The sequence below is a fragment of the Niveibacterium microcysteis genome, assembly GCF_017161445.1.
Classification (GTDB): domain Bacteria; phylum Pseudomonadota; class Gammaproteobacteria; order Burkholderiales; family Rhodocyclaceae; genus Niveibacterium; species Niveibacterium microcysteis.
This window is the reverse complement of record NZ_CP071060.1, coordinates 4,783,114-4,802,083: the sequence shown is the minus strand read 5'-3', so window position 1 is coordinate 4,802,083 and position 18,970 is coordinate 4,783,114. Positions and strand designations below refer to the sequence as shown.

Sequence of the window (18,970 nt, the reverse complement as noted above, 5' to 3'; positions counted from 1 at the left end):
CATCAGAGTGTGGGAGAGCCCGATGAAGAGTCTGCGAGCGCTGCGTTGGCGCGATTTGTAGGCTGGGTAAAGTTATGTGAAGCAGGTTATGTGAAGCGACGCCGGGCCCGGCTGTGCGCCGGCGCGCTTCGATCAGAGCTGCGATTCGATCGGCAGCAGGCCAAGGAACCACACGCCGATACGGCGCATCAGGCCAACATCCGGCTCTTCGGTGCGCGTCAGTGCGCCGTCCGGCGTTTGTTCGATCCAGACCAGTTGCTTCTGGCCGTTCGCATCGGGTGCCAGCGCGAGCCGCCACGCGACGGCATCGAGATTGTTTTCCAGCCCCTCGGCCATGCGGCGCGTCATGTCCGCGCTGTCGCAGAGCAGGCCGATCTCGGTGTTGAGTTCGATCGATCGCGCGTCGAGGTTCAAGGATCCGATGAACACGGCGTGCCGGTCGAACAGGAAGGTCTTGGCGTGCAGCGATGCGCGCGACGCGCCGAAAAGCTTCTTCTTCTTGTCCTTCGCTGCTTCGATGGCGGTGGGCTTGAGTTCGTAGAGACGCACGTCAGCCTCAAGCAGCGCCTCGCGATAGCGCTTGTAGCCCGAGTGCACGGCGCCGACGTCGCTGGCTGCGAGCGAGTTGGTTAGGATGGTGACCTTCACGCCGCGATCGGTGAGCTTGCGAAACCAGGCAACGCCAGCGTCACCAGGGATGAAGTAGGGCGACACCACGAACAGGTCGGTGCGCACCTCGTCGCCGATGTTGCCGAACTGGGTCAGCAGGGTGCCTTGTGCCTGCCCGGGTGCATGCTGGATCTTGTCCGGGTCGTCGTGCAGCAACCGCGCTTTGCCCCAGAACCACTGGCCGTCGCGCTCGTCCGTCACGCGTGCAACCTCTGCCGCAAGACCCTGGACATACGGGCTTTCGTTTTCTGCCGCTACGAAGGCATCGAGTGCCGCGCGGGTACTTGCAAGCGCCGCTGCGTCGCCAGCGCGCCCGGCGAGCGCTGCGATCGGCAACGAGGCCGCGGCGTTCCAGAAACTGTCGAAGCTGGCCGAGACCTCCGGCACCACCGGGCCGAGCGTCAGCACGTCGAGGTCACCAAAGGCGACATCGCTGCCGGCATCGAAGTACTCGTCCCCGATATTGCGGCCACCGAGAATGGCGGCCTGGTTGTCGGCGATGAAGGCCTTGTTGTGCATGCGCCGGTTCGTGCGCGAAAAGTCCGACGCCATGCCCAACATGCGGAAACTGCGGTTGGCGACCGGGTTGAAGAGCCGGATCTCGATGTTGGGATGGGTGTCGAGCGCCAGCAGCACGTCGTCGTCGGCGCCGGTGCCTACATCGTCGAGCAACACCCGCACCCTCACGCCACGGTCCGCGGCGTCGATCAGCGCATGGGCGAGATGGCGGCCGGTGAGGTCGTCACGCCAGATGTAGTACTGCAGGTCGAGCGTGCGCTCCGCCGCCTTGGCAAGCGCGAGCCGTGCGAGCAGCGCGTCGACGCCGTCTGGCAAGGGGCGGAAGGCATTGCTGCCGGCGTGGGCGCCGGTCAGCGTTGCCGACGCTCGGCCCAGCCGCGTCGTGGCGGTGTCGGTCGCTGCATGGGATTCGTTGCGCGCGATGTCGGTCGGCAGGCTGGCGCAGCCACCCAGCGCCAGCGCGATGGCGAGCAGGGCGGCGCGCAGTCCGGTCAGCGGCCGCATTCGAAGGCGAGGTCCGCGTAGTCGCCGGCCGCCTTGGCGCCGGTGTTGTCGGTGTCGCTCATCACGGCCACGCCGAGCACCGGCCCCGGTTCGCTGCCCCAGGCGCGGTGGTAGTCGGCCGCCACATCGCGCGACAGGGTTTGCCATTGGCCCAGCGTGCCCGGTGCGATCGCGATCATCTTGACCTGGCTGCTGTGTGCCGAGGGCACCACCGTGTCATTCGCGATCTTGTCGCTCCAGGTGTACATCAGCACCGCGTAGGGCACGCTCTTGCCAAGCAGGGTTTTGGCACGCTTGAAGCGCTTCTGCTCCTCCTCGGGCAGTGTGCTGACGTCGCCGTCGAACGCCACGATCACACGCAGCGGGGCGTCTTCCTTCTTCTTGTCACGGTTGTCGGCGCCGGGTACCGCGGCGTCCGTCTGCCAGCGCCATCGAAGCACCGGTGGCGCGGCGACCGGGCGCGCGAAGGCGTTGACGAAGTACGAGGCCGAACCATCGGCATCGGCATGCAGCACCTTGGTGCCGCCGTCGTCCGCCACGCTGTACTTGGTGTCGCGTTTGGTCTTCGACAGCGGCCGGTGTGCCCAGCCGGGCTGGTCGAAGCCCAGCTTGCGCGGGGCGCAGGGTGCGTCGGCGAGCGCGGCGCCCGCGAAGCATCCAAGGATCAGGACAAGCAGCGACTTGCGAAGGGCAGCGGGCATGCGGAACTCCGATCGTTGGCGGAACGCCGGCATCTTGCACCGGATCGCTCGCCCATGCATCCCGCTCAGCGGGCCAGCTTGTCCCGCAACAAATCGATCAGAGCCTGGTTGGCCTTATCCGGATTGATCGGCGTGCCATAGCCGTAGTACAGCGCAAAGTGGTCCTCGTGGTAGCTGTGCCAGGTCCAGGGCAGGTTCGCGGCCTCGGCAAGGTCGATCATGTCCGCCGCCCAGCCCAGGCCGTTGCGATTGGCTTCAAAGGCAGCACGGATCAGCCCGAACTCGCCGAGATAGAGCGGCACACCCTTGCGCGCGCCCCAGTCGAGGTAGCGCTTGAAGCCGCTGGTGATCTCCGCGTGTCGTTGCGGCCCCCACTGCCCGCCCTCCACACGGGCCATGCCGGCCCAGGGCGCATGGGTGTGGGTGAAGGCGAAGGGTTCGTAGAAGTGGAAGGTGTAGACGACGTTGGGGTCGCTGATGGTGACGAAGTTCATCTCGGCATCGTTGTCCCACTTGCCGGCGACGGCATTCACGCGCTCGACGATCACGCTGTGGCGGCGATCGACTTCGCGGATCGCGTTGGCGGTGCGCTGCGCGAGTTGCTGCCATTGCTGCTTGCCGCGCGGCACGACGGGTTCGTTGAGCAAGTCATAGCCGGCGATGACCGGTTCGTCGGCATAGCGCGCGGCGATCGCCCGCCACAGCGCAACGAAGCGGTCCTGGTTGGCCGGCTGCGACCACAGCGCGCCGCCTTCGCCGAGCGACTGGAAGCCGCCCTGCGGCACGTGGAGATTCAGGATCAGGTAGATGCCGTGCGCGCGCGCCCAGGCCACGTTGCGATCCAGCCAGTCCCAGCCGCTTTGCTTGTATCGGAACGGCGCGGTGTCGTCTTCCAGCGTGCCGTAGTAAAGGTAGAAGCGCACCAGGTTCATGCCCATGTCGCGCAGCCGCGCGTAGTCGGCCTCGCCGTGGTGGGTCGTCGGAAGCGGGTTCTTCGAGTACACCTCGTTGCCGAAGGCCACGCCGCGCAGCCGCACCGGGCCGCCTGCTTCATCTACCCATTGCGTGCCGGCCGCGTGCAGGAAGCGGTGCGGCCCCGTCGTTTCGGGTAGGGCATGTTTGCGCGAGGGCGCAGCAGGCGGCGGGTAGTCCGGTGTGCTGGCGCACGCTGACAAGGCAAGCAGCAGAAGGGCAGCGAAGAGGCGGGGCATCGGTGGGGTCTCGGCTCACGAGGCGCCCATCTTCCCGCCCCGCCACGGCGATGCATAGCGGCCCGCTGCGGCTTTGCTGACCCAGCTCAGAAGCAGGCGGCAACGAGGTTGAGGTCGAGCAGCACGATCAGCGTGGTCGCCGCGATCAGGGCTGCCTTCGCGAAGCCGCTGAGCGCCAAGCGCCCCATCAGCGTGCCGCGGCACGCCAGCCAGGTGAGCGGCACCAGCGCGAAGGGCAGGGCAAGCCCGAGTACGACCTGGCTCAGCACCAGGAGGCCGTCGGGGTCGCCCACGCCGCGCCGGGCCATGAAGGCGAGTGCGATGCTCACGGCTGCCAGGCGCGTCATGATGCCGCGAAGGCGCTCAGAGCCGGCGTCGCCGCGGAAGCCCCGCGTCAGCGCGCTGCCCGCCATCACACCGGTGATCGCCGAACTCTGCCCCGCCGCGTAGAGCGCCACGCCGAAGGCGATCGCAGCGAGCGGGCCGAGCTGGTCGCGCATCGCGCTGTAGGCCCCATCGAGGCTGCTGACGTTGGCACCGCCGGCGAACGACGCGGCCGCCACGATCATGATGGCGCCGTTGATCGCCATGGCCAGCGTCAGCGAAACCAGCGTGTCGTTGCGTGTCACGCGCAGTGCGTCGATTCGCGCTGCGTCGTCGAGGCCCTGCGCACGGCGCGCGATCTCGCTGCCGTGGAGGTAGAGGTTGTGCGGCATCAGCGTCGCCCCGACGATGCCGAGCGCGATCATCAGACCCTTGGGGTCGGCCAATGCAGTACCGGTCTGCGCCACACCCTGCGCCGCCGCGCCCCAGTCCGGCCCGATCTCCACCAGCAGCAGCAGGAAGGCCAGCGCGACGACGGCCACCAGCGCGCTGACGAGCTGCTCATGTGCGCCACTGCGCAGGCGTGACACCGCCAGCACGCTGATCGTGCCGATCGCGGTGAGCACCACCCCCAGCGGCAAGGGCAAGCCCAGCAACAGCTTGAGTGCGATGCCGCCACCCACCAGTTCCGCCAGCGCGGTTGCGAGAATCGCGGCTTCTCCGGCAAGCCAGGCCACTTTGGCGAGTGGCGTGGGCAAATGCCGGCGTGTGAGGCTTGCAAGGTCTTCACCGGTGGCCAGCGCAAGCCGCGCCACGAGCACCTGAAAGCCCATCGCGAGCACGCTGGCGAATACCACGACGGCGAGTAGCCGATAGCCGAAGCCCGCACCGCCGGCGATGTCGGTCGCCCAATTGCCCGGATCCATGTAGCCAACCGCGACCATCAGCCCGGGGCCGACCATGCGGCGCAGCGTCGCGGGCGGCAAGTTCGCTTGGCGGCTGCCCGATATGGCAAGAATCAGCTGGGTCATGCAATGGCTCCGGACGCTTTGGTCTAGGCGACAGTGTCGCGTGCCGCCCGAGGCCCGGTCGAATTGCATCTTGCTGTTGTGGCGATTGATCAGTGCTATCGATACAAATAGAAACGAGCCGGACTCGCTATTGAGTCCGGCTCGTCCTGGCAGCTTGTTCAGGTGACTACTTCTTCGGCGTGTCGGTGCTGGCCGGCGTTGCAGGTGCCTTGGTGGCCTTCACCTTGTGCGTCTTGGCCTTCTTCGTCGGCGCGGTCGTCTTGGCCGGGGTGGTCGCGGCGGTCGCTTCACTTTGCTTGGCGGGCGCGGCTGCTTCGGTCTTCGTCGTCTTCGCCGGTTCGGCGGTCTTCACCACCGGTGTTGCAGTCGGCGCGGTCTTCGCGGCGGGCGCCGCATCGGCAGCAAACACGCCGGCAGCGAAGGTCAGGGCGGACACTGCAAGGATCAGCTTCTTCATGGTCATTCTCCGGTTGTTGGCTTGGTTCGGCGACTCGTCATCGAGTGCACGACTGCATTCTGCAAACCGCCGGCTTAAGACCTGATTAGGCTGAGTTAAGCCCGGCTTAAGAGCCGGGCGTTCTCGGTACGACTCAGCGCCAGGCGTCGAACATCGGGCCGACTTCGATGGTGGCCACTTCAGCGCGCGCGCTGAACCAACCCTCCACCGCTGCGCGGTTGGCTTCGCTCGGCGAGCCGCGGTCGCGAGAGGCGACGCTGCCAAAGATTGCGCCATCTTCCTCAAGGCGCGCCATACCGCCGACGATCGGGCCGGTGTCGCCGACAAAGCGGCCGAAGGCCTCGGAGAAATGGGCGAACTCGCTGGCGGACAGCGGCGCATGCGTCGCCAGCCGGAACGCGAAGACGAATTCCTGGAATTCGCCGACGCGGATTTTCTTGCGTTGGCGGCGGTTCATTCCACGGATGCGGGTTCGGGTATTGGCGTGGGGCATGGCAGATCCTTCGCGTTGACGCGGCAAAGCCCGGGCACACCGGTGGGTGTGCCGGGCGGGTGGTGCGGGATGGCGCATCGGCGGGCCGGGTAGGCCGCGCCAGAGGGCAATCGGTGTCCGAGCGGGAACCGAACTGAGGAGGGCCGGTGACCGGCGGGGCGCGGGGCCCGACGATCAGCGAACGGCCTCTGAGCGATCGTTGCTGCGGGCGCCATTATCGCCCGGATTCGTGCCCGTAACGGGAGCCATCGCAACTTGCCGGCATCCGCCCGACTGAACCGCCCTGCATGGACCGGTCGCCGCCGATGACGTGGGCATCGGGTAGACTCTGCCTCAGGCGGCGCGCAGGCGTATGCGTGGCCCGCCCGATGAACGGAATCGCACACATGCATGCAGCCAGATTGACCTTGCTCGCGCTGACCGCAGCGCTCACCAGCCCGATCGCACAATCCGCCACACCCAATACGGTGTGGCAGAACGGTGGCATCACGATGTCGCTCTACGGCCCGGATTCGGCCAACGAAGCGCAACAGAACTGCATCAACAACCGGCTTCAGCCCTTGGTTCGCCAGATGCGCGATGAACGCCTCAAACCGGTTGGCGAGGCGTTGAACTTCAACCACCCGACCGTGCTCGCGTTGATGGACGGTGCCAGTGTGAAGGTGGTGCCGGTGGTCGGCGGCCGCACCGAATACTGGTTTCCGATCAAGCCCGACGCGAAGTCGGTGATCGTGCGTCGTAACGGCATCAACTACGAGGGCGTGGCGAGCGCCGAACGCACGCCGCTGCCGGATCTGCAGGGCTGCCTGGCCGGCCGCTGACGAAGCATCCGGCGACCGCCGCGAGCGTGCCGCCTACACCTCGCCGATCTCTTCCAGCTCGGTGTGGATTTCCAGCCAGCGTAGTTCGCCGTCGTCGATCAGCGTTGTCAGTTCGCCCTGGCGTTTGAGCAGGGTCTGGATCTTCGCGTTGTCGGTGCTGCCGTTGTAGAGCGCGGGGTCTGAGAGGCGCGCGTCGAGCAGCTTCTTCTCGCCGTTCCAGCCTTCCATCTTGCGTTCGAGTTGCTCGAGCTCCTTCACCAACGGGCGGCGGCGGGCGATCTTGGCTTGCCGCTCCGCCTTCTCGTCGGCGCGTGCCTGCAGGCGTTCAGCCTTGTCCTGCGCGGCGACCTGGCAGGCGTTGGCCGCGGCGGTGCGGGCGCGGCGCGCCTCAAGCCAGGTGAGGTAGTCGTCGAGATCACCGTCGAAGGGCTCGACCTTGCCATCGGCGACCAGCAGGAAGGCGTCGCACACCGTGCGCAGCAGCGCGCGGTCGTGCGACACCAGCACCATGCTGCCCTCGTATTCGGCCAGCGCCTTGGTCAGCGCGTGGCGCATTTCAAGGTCGAGGTGGTTGGTCGGTTCGTCCAGCAGCATCAGGTTGGGCTGGCCTCGCACCAGCAGCGCCAGTGCGAGTCGCGCCTTCTCGCCACCCGAGAAAGGCCCGATCGGCGTGTCGGCCATCGTGCCGCGGAAGTCGAAACCGCCAAGGTAATTGCGCAAGTCCTGCTCGCGCGTCTGCGGCTCTCGGCGAATGAAGTGGGCGAGCGGCGATTCGTCCTCGCGCAGCTGTTCGAGCTGGTGCTGCGCGAAGTAGCCGACCGCGAGGCCGCGCGCTTCGGTGCGGGTGCCGCCGAGCGGCGAGGTGTCGCCGGCGAGCAGCCGGATCAGGGTGGATTTGCCGGCGCCGTTCGGCCCCAGCAGGCCAATGCGCATGCCGGGCCGCAGCGTGAGTTTCACATGTTCCAGCACGCGCTTGTCGCCGTAACCGGCGGCGATGTCCTCAAGTACCAGCATCGGGTCCGGCGCCCGCTCGGGTGCCGGGATCGTGAAATCGAAGGGTGTGTCGACATGCGCGGCGGCAATGCGCTCCATCCGATCGAGCGCCTTGATCCGGCTTTGCGCCTGGCGGGCCTTGGTGGCCTTTGCACGGAAGCGGTTGATGTAGCTTTCCAGATGCGCCACTTCGCGTTGCTGGCGCTCGAACATCGATTGCTGCTGCGCCAGCTGCGCCGCCTTCTGGCCCTCGAAGTCGCTGTAGTTGCCGGTGTAGAGCGTCAGTCGCTGGTCGGCCAGACACAGCACATGGTCCACCGTGCCGTCGAGGAAGTCGCGGTCGTGCGAGATCAGCACCAGCGTGCCGCGATAACCGGCCAGCCATTTTTCCAGCCACACCACGGCATCCAGGTCGAGGTGGTTGGTCGGCTCGTCGAGCAGCAGCAGGTCGGAGCGGCACATCAGCGCCTGCGCCAGATTCAGCCGCATGCGCCAGCCACCTGAAAAGCTCGCCACCGGGCGTTCGATCTCGTTCGGCAGGAAGCCGAGGCCATCGAGCAGTGCGGCGGCGCGGGCGCGCGCGCCGTAGGCGTCGATTTCGAGCAGCCGCGCATGGATCTCGCCGATGCGGTGGCCGTCGTGCTTTTCCTCCGCGACCTTGAGCTCGGCTTCAAGCCGGCGCAGCTCGGCGTCGCCGTCGAGGGCGTACTCGATCGCCGGCTGGTCCAGCGCCGGCGTTTCCTGCGCCACATGCGCGATGGTCCAGGTTGCCGGCATCTCGAGGTCGCCCGACTCGGCATGCAGCAGCCCGCGCAGGGCCGCAAACAGCGTCGATTTGCCGCTACCGTTGGCGCCGACCAGGCCGATTCGCCAGCCGGGGTGGATCTGCAGGCTGGCGCCGTCGATTAGGCGCTTGGCACCGCGGGCGATGACGAGGTTGCGGAAGAGGATCATGGGAAGGCCGGGCAGCGAAAACCCACAATTGTAACGGCGCGCTGCGCTGCAAAATCGGCTATCGTTCTGCCTCCCCGATTCCGTCTCTTCGCATGTCGCGTTCCGTCACGCCCCTTCTGCTCGCCCTATGCCTGTTTGCCACGCCGGCCTTGGCCGAAGACGAGGGCTCGGCACGCGACAAGGCCGATCGCCAGCAGGCCGAAAAATTGCGCGCCGAGGCCGCGGCCGAGTTCGCGACCATCGAGCGTGATCGCCTTAGCGGCGAGGCCGAGTGCGCAAAGAAGATCCTCGTCAATCGCTGCCGAGATCAGCTGCATGAAGCCTTGGTCGAACGCCGCAAGGCTGTCCGGGAAAAGGAAATCGCCGCGAGCCGGCTCGAGCGTGCGGTTAAGGCGCGAGAAGTTGCCGCACGCGAAGCGGAGCGCGAAGCCGGGCGGCCAGCGCGGGCTGAGGAACAGCGGCGTCAAGCGCGTGAATCCGAGACTTCGCGCACCGTACAGCAGCAAGACAGCGCACGTCGGCAGGCCGAACACAATCGCCGCCTTTTGGAAGCGCCCGAACGCGCCAAGGCGGAACAGGCCAACCGCGCGAAACGCGACGCTGAACTGGCAAACAGGCGAAAGCAGGACGCGGAAGAGGCGTCAGCACGCGCAGCACAGGCGAAGCGCGACAAAGAACACTACGAGGCAAAACGCCGCGAGTACGAAGCCAAGCGCGCAGCTAAAGAGTCGGGCCAAGCCAGACCGGAGAAAGCCGGCCCGCAGTCCGCCCCGACGCCTTAGCCCGCGATCTTCACTTCCGCTTCGAGTCCGCCATCCGGATGGTTGCGCAGCTTCAGGCGCCCGCCCTGGGCGTTGACGAGGTTGGCGGCGATCGCGAGTCCGAGACCGGTGCCGCCGGTTTCGCGTGAGCGCGAGCCTTCGAGCCGGAAGTAAGGTTTCAGCACGTTTTCCAGCTGGTCGGGCGGAATGCCGGGGCCGTGATCGCGCACCCGCACCGCGATCTCGCCGCCCTGGCGGCTGACGCTGACCTCGGCGTCGCCGCCGTACTTCACGGCGTTGTCCATCAGGTTCAGGAACACCCGCCGCAGGGCGTTGGCCCGTGCGGGGATGATGATGCCGGCCTCGCCCTTGAATGCCACCGCTTGCCCGGTGTCGCGGGCGTCTTCGCACAAGCTGTCGAGCAGGGCCGAAAGGTCAATCCGTTGTGCCTGTTCCTGTGCATCCACACTGCGAGCGAAGTCGAGGCCTTCGTCGATCAGCGACTGCATGGCGCCCAGATCCTCGCTGAACTTGTTGCGCAGCGCGTCCTCGTCGATCAACTCCAGCCGCAAGCGCATGCGCGTGAGCGGTGTCTTCAGGTCGTGTGCGATCGCGGCCAGCATCTGCGTGCGCTCATCGATCTGGCGGCGGATCTGCGCCTGCATCGTGTTGAAGGCATGTGCGGCGTCGCGCACTTCGGTGGGGCCGTTCTCGTCCAGCGGCTTGCGCCGCAGGTCGCGCCCGAGCCCGGTGGCGTGCTCGGCCAGGGCACGCAGCGGCCGGGTGGCGATGCGTACCGACAGCCACGCAAGCACCACCAGCATCGCGATGCCGATCACCCAGGGTACCCAGTCCGCGTCGCCGATCTTGATCCAGCGCGTCGTGTATTCGACCCGCACCGGTTGCCCGTCCGCGAGCGCCAGTTCGGCCGCGAAACGTTTGGCGAGATCCTTGCAGTCCGGCATCACGTCGGGCGTGCAGGGCGGCGGCGGCAGCGCCTCGAGGCTGACCTTGCCCGGCGCGCGGCGAATCCCGCGCGCGAGTTTGTCGCTCAACGCCGGCTCGACCTCGGCGCCGTTGCCGATCTGTGCCGGAAAGCTGACTGCCAGGCGCTCGAAGGAAATGCCGGCGGCCGCCTGTGGGCGCGCTTCGCGCGGTATTGCGTCGAGCACCCGCACGACATCGCTGATGCGTTCGATCGCCGAGGTGCGGCCGAGCTGCTCCAGTTCGTTGATGTAGAGCTTCTCGATCACCCAGCGCGACAGGAAGGTCGCCGCCACGATGCCACCCGCCATCAGGAAGAAGATGCGGACCGCAAGTGACTTCGGAATCAGGCGAAGCTGCATCAGGCGGCCTCGGTTTCGACCGGCACTGCGAAAACATAGCCCTCGCTGCGCACCGTCTTGATCAGTCGCGGGCTGCGGGCATCTTCGCCAAGCCGCGTACGCAGCCGACTGACCTGAAGGTCGATCGAACGGTCGAAGGGGTCGGCGTCGCGCCCCTTGGTCAGATCCATCAGTTGGTCGCGATTGAGTACGCGGCCGGGGTGAGTCAGGAAGGCGTTGAGCAGGCGGAACTCGGCGCCGGAGAGCGGCACCAGCACACCATCGGGGGACGTCAGCTGGCGCGTCTCGACCGCCAGGTGCCAGCCCTCGAAGCGGAAGTTGCGCGCGCCCGGGGTGCTCAGGTTGGTCGGCAGGGCTTGCGCGCGGCGCAGCACACTGCGGATGCGCGCGAGCAGTTCGCGTGGCTCGAAGGGCTTGGGCAGATAGTCGTCCGCGCCCATTTCGAGGCCCAGGATGCGGTCCACCGGCTCGCCACGCGCGGTCAGCATGATCACGGGCGTGCGATCGCCGGTGCCTCGCAGCGTGCGGCAGAGTGAGAGGCCGTCCTCGCCGGGCATCATCAGGTCCAGCACGACAAGGTCGATGCGCGAGGCTTCCATCACTTCGCGCATCTGGCGGCCTTCGCCAGCGAGGCTCACACGGCAACCGTTGCGGCCCAGATAGGCGGCGAGCAGGGCACGGATCTCGCGATCGTCGTCGACGATCAGGATGTGGGGAATCTGTTCCATGCTGCGTTTATACCGCCAAGCGCGGTGCTCCGACAGCCGCGCGGTAACACCAGTTGTCGCTCGGCGAGCGCGACACAGAACGATACACGGCGCGCGCTCACCGACATGGTGCCGACATGTGGCCGGGTTCAGATGCCGACCTGCGCGGTACCGCTCTACCCCGAGTCCTCCCGCCGCGCGGCCGAAGCCCGTCCGGCGGTACGGGCAGAAACGAGGAAGCCATGAAATCCACAGTCTTGCTGCTGGCCGCCCTGCTGGCGGCTGGCGCCGCGCATGCCGCGGAGCAACGCCCGCGCCCGGGCAAAGCGCCGATCACCTTGCCCCTTCAAGCCGATGCGCCGGTGCCGCGCATCGTGGTGGTCGGGCATCGCAGCCCCGCTGCGCAAGCGCGCCTGAGTGCGGAGAAACCTGTCGCGGTGGCGCAGGCGAAGGCGCGTCGCGATGCGAACTGCCGGGGGTGACGCGGCGCGCCCACCCCTTCTGAAGCGTGCCCTTGGCCGAGCCGCCGCCCACGAGGCGGGCTCGGCTTCTTTTTATGCGCTGCCGACCGCCGCGAGGTAGGCGTCGCGCAGGTCGCGTTCGCGTCCGATGCTCATGTCCAGATCGCGCACCAGACCATCCTGCAGGCCATAGCACCAGCCGTGCACCGTGACCGGCTGGCCGCGTTGCCACGCATCCTTCATGACCGTCGTCTGCGCAATGTTGACGACTTGCTCGACGACGTTCAGCTCGCACAGCCGGTCGACCTTGGCTTTGTCGTCGTCGATCGTGGCGAGTTGGTCGCGATGTTTGTCGCGCACGTCCTGCACATGGCGCAGCCAGTTATCCACCAGCCCAAGGCGCAGATCGTTCAGTGAAGCCTTGATGCCGCCGCAGCCATAGTGACCGACGACCAAAATGTGCTTCACACGCAGCACGTCGACGGCATACTGCAGCACTGACAGGCAGTTCAGATCGGTGTGCACCACCAGATTGGCGACGTTACGGTGAACAAACACTTCACCCGGCGCGAGGTCTACGATCTGGTTGGCGGGCACGCGGCTGTCGGAACAGCCGATCCACAGGTATTCGGGGTTTTGCTGGGCGACCAGACGCGAGAAGTATTCAGCGTCCTCCGCGACCATCTCGCGGGCCCATTCCTGATTTCGTTCAAGCAGTTGGTCAAGTCGTTTCATGTTGGCGGCCAGAGCGGGGGGATGCGCGATTTTACCCGGCTGCGGCCGCCCTGCCTGCACCGCAACAAACAGCGCAACAGGAGGGCAGCATGTCCATCGTTACATTCAAGTCCCGCGCGGCGGGCGACGTCATCATGTTCGGCAAGGTTGCGCGCGTTCTGCTGGAAGTCATTGGCAAGGATCCGGACGACGCCCGAGGCATCGTCACCGTTGCACAGTTGCCGGGCGCGATTGCTGCACTGCGTGATGCGGTGGCCGCGGACAAGGCGCGTACGCCGGCACCCATGGACGAGGCCGACGACGAGGAAGCGCCGCGCGGCATGGATGGCCCGGTTGCGCTGTGGCAGCGCGCGGCGCCGCTGATCGAGCTGATGCAATACTCGCTGGCCGAGGAACAGCCCGTTATCTGGGAATGATGCGCAGGCTACTGCTTGCACTGCTGCTGCTCTTCGGCGCCTTGCGCGCCGTGGCGGCCGATGACGTGCCAACCCTCACCGTGGTTGGCGACGCGGCGCCGCCCTTTCGCATCTTTGCCGGCGCGGAGCCCCGCGGCATCTATTTCGACCTGATCAAGCGCCTTGCGCAGCGCGTCGGTTGCCGTTTGCGTTTTGTCGAAGTGCCGCCGGCGCGGGCACTCGCGATGATGCGGCAAGGTGAGGCCGATCTGATGATCGGCCTGCTGCTGACGCCCGAGCGCGCCACTTTTCTGCACTACCTGCAGCCGAACCTGCCTCCGGTGGACAAGCGCTTCCTCGTGCGCCCTGACGGCCCGCGGATCGAGCGCTACGAGGATCTGGCCAAGCTGCAGATTGGTGTCGAGATGGGCAAGTCCTACTCGCCCACCTTCGACCACGATGCAAAACTCAGCAAGGATGTCTCCGACAACTACGCCGCGGCCCTGCGCAAGTTGCGGGCCGGCCGTATCGATACCGTCGTGATCCCCGAGGCCGAGGCGGACTGGATGATGCGCGAAATGCAGTTGCATTTCGACAAGGCGCCCTATCGCATTGTCGGCCAGCCCACCTACCTCACGCTGTCGCGCGCATCACCGCACCAACGCCTGCTGGCACCGCTTGAGCAGGCACTGAGCGAACTGGCCGCCGCCGGCGAGTTCGCTGCCCTGATGCAGCGTTACCGCTGATATCGCTCAGCTGCTGCGCACCTCGTTCGCGAGCGCCTCGCCGCGTGCGAAGGCACTGGCGTTGCCGAGCGCGGTGCTGGCAATCGCGGCGAGCGCTTCCCGCGTCAGGAAACCCTGATGCGATGTGATCAGCACATTGGGGAAGGTCATCAGGCGGGCCAGCGTGTCGTCCTGCAGCGGTTGGTCGGACAGGTCGTGGAAGAACACGCCTTCTTCCTGCTCATACACATCGAGGCCGACGCCGCCGATCTGCCCGGTCTTCAGGCCGTCGATCAGGGCCTGGGTGTCGATCAGGCCGCCGCGGCTGGTGTTGGCGATCACCACACCGCGCTTCATCTGGGCGATCGCGGCTGCGTCGATGATGTGATGGCTTTGCTCGCTCAGCGGCAGATGCAGCGAGATCACGTCCGCTTCCGCCAGCAGCCGGGCCAGCGACACATACTCGAAGCCGATGTCGGCCGCCACCGCGGGGTTCTCGTACGGGTCATAGGCCAGCAGCTTGCAGCCGAAGCCCTTGGCGATACGCAATGCGCACTGGCCGATGCGGCCCGCGCCCAGCGCCGCGTAGGTCTTGCCGTGCAGGTTGAAGCCTTCGAGGCCGTCGAGCGAGAAATTCTGTTCGCGCACCCGGTTGTAGGCGCGGTGCGTCTTGCGGATCAGCGTCAGCAGCAGTGCGAAGTTGTGTTCTGCCACCGCTTCGGGCGAATACGCCGGCACGCGCGTGACCTTGATGCCCAGGCGTTCAGCCGCGGCGATGTCGATGCCGTTGTAGCCGGCGGCGCGCAGCGTGACCAGCTTGACGCCGAAGCCCGCGAGCTTGGTCAGCACGCGCTCGCCAAGGCGGCAATTGACGAAGGGGCATACGGCATCGAAGCCCTGCGCGAGGTCGGCAGTCTTGCTGTGCAGGCGCTCCTCGAAGAACTCCAGCTCATGTTCGCCGGCCGCATTGGCTTCGTTGAGCGCGCGCTCGTCGTAAGGGTGGGTATCGAAAACGGCAATTCGCATCGGGGCCTCCGGGGGGGTGAGGAATCTGACTTATTTGCGGGCGTCGCGGTCGACCACGACGAAGTGTTTGCGTACTGCTTCGAGTACCTCGAAGCTGCCTTCGAAGCCGGCCGGGATCACGCCTGCATCGCCTGGTCCGAATTCGCGTGCGGCACCGGCGGTATCCGCGATCCGGATCCGCCCCTCCAGCACATGGAAATACTCCTCCTTGCCGGCCGGGAACGCGATCCGCCATGCGCCGGGTTCGCACGCCCAGATGCCGGCGCTGGTCTGGCCGTCGGCGCTTTCGTGCAGCGTCCAGGTCAGGCGGGCCGGGTTGCCGCGGATCAGGCGGTCCGGCCGTGGCCGGTCGGGCGTCGGGGTGGGGAGTGGGTCGGCGAAGTGGGTCAGGGTAGGCATGGCGGAGAGGGCAGGGCGGCGTTGTACTCAGGTTCGGGCAAGGGCGGATGGCAGTGCAGGGCTGTTACATTGCTCGGCATCGATTTCCAGATTCTGTTCCATGCGCACGCACGACGACGACCCCTTCGACCCGATGCCCGAGCCGCCTGAACCGCCGCACGACGGCGAGTGCTGCGAAAGCGGCTGCGGCGATCAGTGTGTGTGGAACCGCTACAACGAGTCGCGTGCCGAGTTCGAACGGGCGATCACCGCCTGGCGCGCGCGGCATCCTGCCGACGCGCACTTTCGGTAAAACGCCCTACATCGCCCGCAGCGGGCTGTGTTCGATCAGTGCTGCGAAGCGGTCGAACAGCCACGGGTCAAGCTTGCGGCCGCGCTCGGCCTCCAGGGTTTCCATCGTGTGGTGATGCGGGCGCGCATCGCGATACACGCGTCGTGTCGCAATCGCATCGTAGCTGTCGGCCATCGCGATGATGCGCGACACCACCGGGATCGACTCGCCTGCGATGCGGTCCGGGTAGCCCTCGCCGTTGAACTGTTCGTGGTGATGGCGGATTGCGAGCCCCACCGCATCCGCGTGATCGAGCCCGAGCGTCGAGAGAATCCGCTGACCGCGCTCCGGATGCGTGCGCATCACCGCCCAGCCCGCGGCATCGAGTGGACCCGGGTTGTGCAGCACCTCATCGGGCACCCCCAGCTTGCCGATGTCGTGCAGGCAGGCCGCCACATGCAGCACGCGCAGTTCAGTGCGGCTCAGCTTGCAGGCGGTGCCGAGCATGTCAGCGAGCGCCACGACGCGTTCGCAATGCGCACGGGTGCCTTCGTCACGTTCGCCCAGCGCAGTGGCCAGGGTGCGCGCAACACGCAGGGTAATCGGTACATGAGAACGGCGGTCAGGGGGCATGGGTGGCGCGGGGGAGTGAGGCCAGCAGCGAGATTACACCGGCTTTGCGCCCGCGCGAATGCTAGCCCGACACAGCACCGCGGGAGGATAATGCCGGCGTGCTGAAAAGCACGCGCCGGACCACGATAGCCTTCATTGCAGCGAGTGGGAGGGGACATGGAAGTCATGCTTGCCGATATGGTGTTTGCGCTGTCCGACGCGGTGGATCTGGTCGGCGTGGACGACGATCTGCACGGCAAGCGGGTCGCCGTGATGGCCGCCGAATGCGGGCGCGAACTGGGTTACGACGACGACCGCTGTGCGCGCTTGCTGCACGCCGGCATGCTGCACGACTGCGGCGTCTCTTCCACCCGCGTGCATCAGCACCTGGTGGGCGAGTTCGACTGGGTCGGCTCGCAGGCGCACTGCGTGCTGGGCGCCCGCTTGCTGGCCGATGTGCCGGCGCTTGCGCGGCTCGCGCCCGTGGTGCGCTGGCACCACACGCACTGGTCGGCGATGCCGGCTGAGCTCGACCCGGAGCTGGCGCACGATGCCAACCTGATCTTCCTGGTCGACCGTGTCGATGCGCTGACCGCGCCCTTCTATGGCGCGCCGGATTACCTGATGCGCAAGGAAGAAGGGCGCCGCACGATCGCCGCCAACGCCGGCGGTCTGTTCTGCCCCGATCTGGTCGACGCCTTCATGGCCGCATCGCGGCGCGAAGCCTTCTGGCTATACCTGGAACGCCGCTATCTGTGGCGCTACCTGCACGATGTGGCCAAACGCGGCCTCGCCACCGACATCGACCTCGCCGGCCTGCGACAGTTCGCGCTGATGTTTGCGCAGATCATCGACGCGAAGAGCCCCTTCACGACCGAGCATTCCCTCGGGGTCGCGCGCCTCGCGCTTTATCTGGCGCGCCGACTGGGGCTCGACGACGCGACCTGCGCGCGGATCGAGATCGCCGCGCTGCTGCACGATGTGGGCAAGCTTCGCGTGCCGGATTCGGTACTCGAGAAACCGGCGCCGCTAGAGCCGGGCGAGCGCGCGGCGATGCTGCGGCACTCCTTCGAGACCTACCAGATCCTGCACTGGATCGGTGGCATGGAAGAAATCGCGCTGTGGGCCGCAAGCCACCACGAGAAGCTCGATGGTTCGGGATATCCCTTCCACCTGGCGGCAGGCGAATTGCCGCTTCCGGCGCGCATCATCGCGGTGGCCGACGTGTGTCAGGCCTTGGTGCAGAACCGCCCCTACCGCGCGCCGATGGCTGATGCGGCGGTGCTGGCCGAACTGCATCGCCTGATCGTGGCAGGATTGCTCGACCGAGCGGTGGTCGAATGCGTTGAAGCGGACCTCGCGCCGTGTATGGCGGTGGCGCGTGGTGAGGGTTTGCCGGCCTAGTCGTTGCGCGCGTGGGCGGCGGCCATCGCCTGGCCGAGCGTATGCGCGCCCGGGTGCAAGGTCTGCACCGCAAAACCGAGCAGGGCAAGCATGAGGGCGGTTACCGCGAAGGGGGTTCGGGTTCGCCGCCAGGCGGTCTCGAGCCAGTGATTCGCGTCGCCGTGGCGCATCCGATGGTAGAGGCTGGCACTCAGCGCACTGTCGACCAGCAGCTCGGCGAACAGCGTGGGCGCGCCGGTCACGATCCACAACGCCGCGAGCAGCAGCGTCACGACAAATACGATCGCGATCAAAGGCAGCGCGAATTCGTCGGCCGCGGCGAGGCCATCGAATAGATCGCCGGTGCCGGCGTCCGATGCGGCGTTGCCAGCACGGGCGGGTGCGCCGCCGCTCTCCGGCAGCAAGTCGAGCGCATCGCCGGCATCGGCGACGTCTTCACTTTCGCGTGCCTTCAGCCACACCCACAGCAGCGCCAGAAAGGCGCCCCACGCGACCAGCACTGCGAGCGGATAGCGCAGCGCCATCTTGCCGAAGCCCGCGTGCAGCAGACCCCAGTTGCCGAGAAACCCCGCAGCCCCCGCGAGCGCGACCAGCAGACTCATCTGCAGGCGTGGCCAGCCCTGTGTTTCGAGCCGCTGCCGCATGGCGCGGACACGTTCGTTGCGCGATGGCCACTTCATGACCGGCGGCGACCCAACCCGGCGCGCAGGCCGTGTGTGGCAAGTGCGGCGGCGGTGGCAAGGCCAAAAGCCGGAACGGCCGCCATTGTCGGCAGCAGGGCGGCGAGCACGCCGCAGAAGGCGACCACCGAGATCATGCCGCGCACCATGCCTTGCAGCAGCCGCGCGGCAAAGCCTGCGCCGTCGTGGCGCTGCGTGGCGATCGCCATCACGCTCATCATCACGGGAAACAGCGACAGCAAGCCGCTGATGCGCGCATCCAGCACTGCGGCGGATAGGGTTACAGCCAAGGTCAGCAACGCGCCGGCGAGCATGCGCCCAGCCAGCGGCGGTGCGTGGCCAAATGCGAGCGTGGCATCCTGACCCGAGGGGAAACAGGAGGGCAGTGCCAGCACCCCCGCCAGTGCGAGCAGCGTTGCGAGCGGCAACTCGGGCTGCCACGCCAGCACCAGCGTGCCGAGCAAGGCCCACGCTACCAGCGCGACCAGCTCGGCCTGCGCCCAGCGTGTCCGTTGCGCAGCCCATGCGTAGGCAAACGCAAAGCCGATCGATGCAGGCACCGCTGCGAGCGCCCCCAGCGCGGCGTGAGCGGCGTAATCAGCGCCTTGTTCCCAGGCGACCAGCGCCAGAATCGGCCCAACGATGATCGGCAGGCCGGCGAGGAAGCCGGCCATGCCCGCGCCCCAGCGACGGCCCGCTGCCGTGACCGCCGCGATCAGCAGCGGTACCAGCCCCAGCTTGAGCAGCAGCACGGTCATGCGGGGGCTTGGG

22 protein-coding genes are annotated in these 18,970 nt (G+C 67.0%); 7 read left to right on the top strand and 15 right to left on the bottom strand.

What is annotated here, in order from left to right; translation table 11 throughout:
- Positions 1-132: 132 nt before the first annotated feature.
- From JY500_RS21785 to JY500_RS21760, 6 genes are all read right to left on the bottom strand, one after another.
- Positions 133-1,692 (bottom strand): phospholipase D family protein, encoded by a 1,560-nt coding sequence (locus JY500_RS21785; RefSeq protein ID WP_206254604.1) that lies wholly within the window; start codon positions 1,690-1,692, stop codon positions 133-135.
- Positions 1,680-2,393 (bottom strand): DUF3047 domain-containing protein, encoded by a 714-nt coding sequence (locus JY500_RS21780; protein WP_206254603.1) that lies wholly within the window; start codon positions 2,391-2,393, stop codon positions 1,680-1,682. Before JY500_RS21780 ends, JY500_RS21785 begins: the two co-directional genes overlap by 13 nt.
- 65 nt (positions 2,394-2,458) lie before the next feature.
- Positions 2,459-3,604, bottom strand: a complete 1,146-nt coding sequence (locus tag JY500_RS21775) for a glycoside hydrolase family 5 protein (RefSeq protein WP_206254602.1) — start codon at positions 3,602-3,604, stop codon at positions 2,459-2,461.
- Positions 3,605-3,690: 86 nt separating this feature from the next.
- The gene (locus JY500_RS21770) at positions 3,691-4,959 is read right to left on the bottom strand and encodes an Nramp family divalent metal transporter (protein ID WP_206254601.1); all 1,269 of its coding nucleotides are present in this window, start codon (positions 4,957-4,959) and stop codon (positions 3,691-3,693) included.
- A 166-nt stretch (positions 4,960-5,125) separates the two neighbouring features.
- The gene (locus tag JY500_RS21765; protein WP_206254600.1) at positions 5,126-5,416 is read right to left on the bottom strand and encodes a hypothetical protein; all 291 of its coding nucleotides are present in this window, start codon (positions 5,414-5,416) and stop codon (positions 5,126-5,128) included.
- A 133-nt stretch (positions 5,417-5,549) separates the two neighbouring features.
- Complete coding sequence (locus tag JY500_RS21760) at positions 5,550-5,909, bottom strand: 50S ribosome-binding protein YggL (protein ID WP_172202186.1); 360 nt, start codon at positions 5,907-5,909, stop codon at positions 5,550-5,552.
- Positions 5,910-6,295: 386 nt separating this feature from the next.
- Here JY500_RS21760 and JY500_RS21755 point away from each other — a divergent pair, with 386 nt between their 5' ends.
- Positions 6,296-6,730, top strand: a complete 435-nt coding sequence (locus tag JY500_RS21755; RefSeq protein WP_206254599.1) for a hypothetical protein — start codon at positions 6,296-6,298, stop codon at positions 6,728-6,730.
- A gap of 33 nt (positions 6,731-6,763) precedes the next feature.
- On the opposite strand, the gene JY500_RS21750 is transcribed toward JY500_RS21755, so the two are convergent.
- Positions 6,764-8,677, bottom strand: a complete 1,914-nt coding sequence (locus tag JY500_RS21750) for an ATP-binding cassette domain-containing protein (RefSeq protein WP_206254598.1) — start codon at positions 8,675-8,677, stop codon at positions 6,764-6,766.
- A 92-nt stretch (positions 8,678-8,769) separates the two neighbouring features.
- Here JY500_RS21750 and JY500_RS21745 point away from each other — a divergent pair, with 92 nt between their 5' ends.
- Positions 8,770-9,459 carry a hypothetical protein gene (locus JY500_RS21745; RefSeq protein ID WP_206254597.1) on the top strand — a complete coding sequence of 230 codons (690 nt, stop codon included), beginning with the start codon at positions 8,770-8,772 and terminating at the stop codon, positions 9,457-9,459.
- Here the strand turns inward: JY500_RS21745 and JY500_RS21740 are convergent.
- Complete coding sequence (locus JY500_RS21740) at positions 9,456-10,784, bottom strand: ATP-binding protein (protein WP_206254596.1); 1,329 nt, start codon at positions 10,782-10,784, stop codon at positions 9,456-9,458. The two genes, JY500_RS21745 and JY500_RS21740, sit on opposite strands and share 4 nt — an antisense overlap.
- Complete coding sequence (locus JY500_RS21735; RefSeq protein WP_172202200.1) at positions 10,784-11,512, bottom strand: response regulator; 729 nt, start codon at positions 11,510-11,512, stop codon at positions 10,784-10,786. The genes JY500_RS21740 and JY500_RS21735 overlap by 1 nt, the downstream gene beginning before the upstream one ends.
- Positions 11,513-11,733: 221 nt before the next feature.
- On the opposite strand from JY500_RS21735, the gene JY500_RS21730 reads away from it, so the two are divergent.
- Positions 11,734-11,973: a hypothetical protein gene (locus tag JY500_RS21730; RefSeq protein ID WP_206254595.1), complete on the top strand. Its 240-nt coding sequence runs from the start codon at positions 11,734-11,736 to the stop codon at positions 11,971-11,973.
- A 72-nt stretch (positions 11,974-12,045) separates the two neighbouring features.
- Here the strand turns inward: JY500_RS21730 and can are convergent, their stop codons facing one another.
- Positions 12,046-12,687, bottom strand: a complete 642-nt coding sequence (can, locus tag JY500_RS21725) for a carbonate dehydratase (protein WP_172202204.1) — start codon at positions 12,685-12,687, stop codon at positions 12,046-12,048.
- 89 nt (positions 12,688-12,776) lie between these two features.
- Between can and JY500_RS21720 the strand changes: the two genes are divergently transcribed.
- Together JY500_RS21720 and JY500_RS21715 are read left to right on the top strand one after the other, a co-directional pair.
- Complete coding sequence (locus JY500_RS21720) at positions 12,777-13,103, top strand: DUF1840 domain-containing protein (protein ID WP_206254594.1); 327 nt, start codon at positions 12,777-12,779, stop codon at positions 13,101-13,103.
- Positions 13,100-13,828 carry a substrate-binding periplasmic protein gene (locus JY500_RS21715; RefSeq protein WP_172202208.1) on the top strand — a complete coding sequence of 243 codons (729 nt, stop codon included), beginning with the start codon at positions 13,100-13,102 and terminating at the stop codon, positions 13,826-13,828. Before JY500_RS21720 ends, JY500_RS21715 begins: the two co-directional genes overlap by 4 nt.
- A 6-nt stretch (positions 13,829-13,834) precedes the next feature.
- On the opposite strand, the gene JY500_RS21710 is transcribed toward JY500_RS21715, so the two are convergent.
- Positions 13,835-14,833, bottom strand: coding sequence for a 2-hydroxyacid dehydrogenase (locus tag JY500_RS21710; protein WP_172202210.1), 999 nt, complete (start codon positions 14,831-14,833; stop codon positions 13,835-13,837).
- Between the two features lie 30 nt (positions 14,834-14,863).
- Positions 14,864-15,232: a cupin domain-containing protein gene (locus JY500_RS21705; protein WP_206254593.1), complete on the bottom strand. Its 369-nt coding sequence runs from the start codon at positions 15,230-15,232 to the stop codon at positions 14,864-14,866.
- A gap of 100 nt (positions 15,233-15,332) precedes the next feature.
- Between JY500_RS21705 and JY500_RS21700 the strand changes: the two genes are divergently transcribed.
- Entirely contained in the window at positions 15,333-15,524 is a 192-nt protein-coding gene (locus JY500_RS21700; protein WP_206254592.1) for an oxidoreductase-like domain-containing protein, read from the top strand.
- Positions 15,525-15,530: 6 nt separating this feature from the next.
- Here the strand turns inward: JY500_RS21700 and JY500_RS21695 are convergent, their stop codons facing one another.
- Positions 15,531-16,136 (bottom strand): HD-GYP domain-containing protein, encoded by a 606-nt coding sequence (locus JY500_RS21695; protein WP_172202216.1) that lies wholly within the window; start codon positions 16,134-16,136, stop codon positions 15,531-15,533.
- A 156-nt stretch (positions 16,137-16,292) separates the two neighbouring features.
- Here JY500_RS21695 and JY500_RS21690 point away from each other — a divergent pair, with 156 nt between their 5' ends.
- On the top strand, positions 16,293-17,519 hold the full coding sequence (locus tag JY500_RS21690) for an HD-GYP domain-containing protein (RefSeq protein WP_206254591.1): 1,227 nt from the start codon (positions 16,293-16,295) through the stop codon (positions 17,517-17,519).
- Here the strand turns inward: JY500_RS21690 and JY500_RS21685 are convergent.
- Both JY500_RS21685 and JY500_RS21680 read right to left on the bottom strand, forming a co-directional pair.
- Positions 17,516-18,199 carry a hypothetical protein gene (locus JY500_RS21685; protein ID WP_206254590.1) on the bottom strand — a complete coding sequence of 228 codons (684 nt, stop codon included), beginning with the start codon at positions 18,197-18,199 and terminating at the stop codon, positions 17,516-17,518. The genes JY500_RS21690 and JY500_RS21685 overlap by 4 nt on opposite strands.
- A complete protein-coding gene (locus JY500_RS21680; protein ID WP_206254589.1) occupies positions 18,196-18,957 on the bottom strand; it encodes a hypothetical protein in 762 nt (253 codons plus the stop codon). The genes JY500_RS21685 and JY500_RS21680 overlap by 4 nt, the downstream gene beginning before the upstream one ends.
- Between the last annotated feature and the right edge of the window lie 13 nt (positions 18,958-18,970).

Coding starts and splice junctions, on each gene's coding strand:
- JY500_RS21785 (WP_206254604.1), bottom strand. CDS start 1,692: ATGCGGCCGCTGACCGGACTGCGCGCCGCCCTGCTCGCCATCGCGCTG.
- JY500_RS21780 (WP_206254603.1), bottom strand. CDS start 2,393: ATGCCCGCTGCCCTTCGCAAGTCGCTGCTTGTCCTGATCCTTGGATGC.
- JY500_RS21775 (WP_206254602.1), bottom strand. CDS start 3,604: ATGCCCCGCCTCTTCGCTGCCCTTCTGCTGCTTGCCTTGTCAGCGTGC.
- JY500_RS21770 (WP_206254601.1), bottom strand. CDS start 4,959: ATGACCCAGCTGATTCTTGCCATATCGGGCAGCCGCCAAGCGAACTTG.
- JY500_RS21765 (WP_206254600.1), bottom strand. CDS start 5,416: ATGAAGAAGCTGATCCTTGCAGTGTCCGCCCTGACCTTCGCTGCCGGC.
- JY500_RS21760 (WP_172202186.1), bottom strand. CDS start 5,909: ATGCCCCACGCCAATACCCGAACCCGCATCCGTGGAATGAACCGCCGC.
- JY500_RS21755 (WP_206254599.1), top strand. CDS start 6,296: ATGCATGCAGCCAGATTGACCTTGCTCGCGCTGACCGCAGCGCTCACC.
- JY500_RS21750 (WP_206254598.1), bottom strand. CDS start 8,677: ATGATCCTCTTCCGCAACCTCGTCATCGCCCGCGGTGCCAAGCGCCTA.
- JY500_RS21745 (WP_206254597.1), top strand. CDS start 8,770: ATGTCGCGTTCCGTCACGCCCCTTCTGCTCGCCCTATGCCTGTTTGCC.
- JY500_RS21740 (WP_206254596.1), bottom strand. CDS start 10,784: ATGCAGCTTCGCCTGATTCCGAAGTCACTTGCGGTCCGCATCTTCTTC.
- JY500_RS21735 (WP_172202200.1), bottom strand. CDS start 11,512: ATGGAACAGATTCCCCACATCCTGATCGTCGACGACGATCGCGAGATC.
- JY500_RS21730 (WP_206254595.1), top strand. CDS start 11,734: ATGAAATCCACAGTCTTGCTGCTGGCCGCCCTGCTGGCGGCTGGCGCC.
- can (WP_172202204.1), bottom strand. CDS start 12,687: ATGAAACGACTTGACCAACTGCTTGAACGAAATCAGGAATGGGCCCGC.
- JY500_RS21720 (WP_206254594.1), top strand. CDS start 12,777: ATGTCCATCGTTACATTCAAGTCCCGCGCGGCGGGCGACGTCATCATG.
- JY500_RS21715 (WP_172202208.1), top strand. CDS start 13,100: ATGATGCGCAGGCTACTGCTTGCACTGCTGCTGCTCTTCGGCGCCTTG.
- JY500_RS21710 (WP_172202210.1), bottom strand. CDS start 14,833: ATGCGAATTGCCGTTTTCGATACCCACCCTTACGACGAGCGCGCGCTC.
- JY500_RS21705 (WP_206254593.1), bottom strand. CDS start 15,232: ATGCCTACCCTGACCCACTTCGCCGACCCACTCCCCACCCCGACGCCC.
- JY500_RS21700 (WP_206254592.1), top strand. CDS start 15,333: ATGCGCACGCACGACGACGACCCCTTCGACCCGATGCCCGAGCCGCCT.
- JY500_RS21695 (WP_172202216.1), bottom strand. CDS start 16,136: ATGCCCCCTGACCGCCGTTCTCATGTACCGATTACCCTGCGTGTTGCG.
- JY500_RS21690 (WP_206254591.1), top strand. CDS start 16,293: ATGGAAGTCATGCTTGCCGATATGGTGTTTGCGCTGTCCGACGCGGTG.
- JY500_RS21685 (WP_206254590.1), bottom strand. CDS start 18,199: ATGAAGTGGCCATCGCGCAACGAACGTGTCCGCGCCATGCGGCAGCGG.
- JY500_RS21680 (WP_206254589.1), bottom strand. CDS start 18,957: ATGACCGTGCTGCTGCTCAAGCTGGGGCTGGTACCGCTGCTGATCGCG.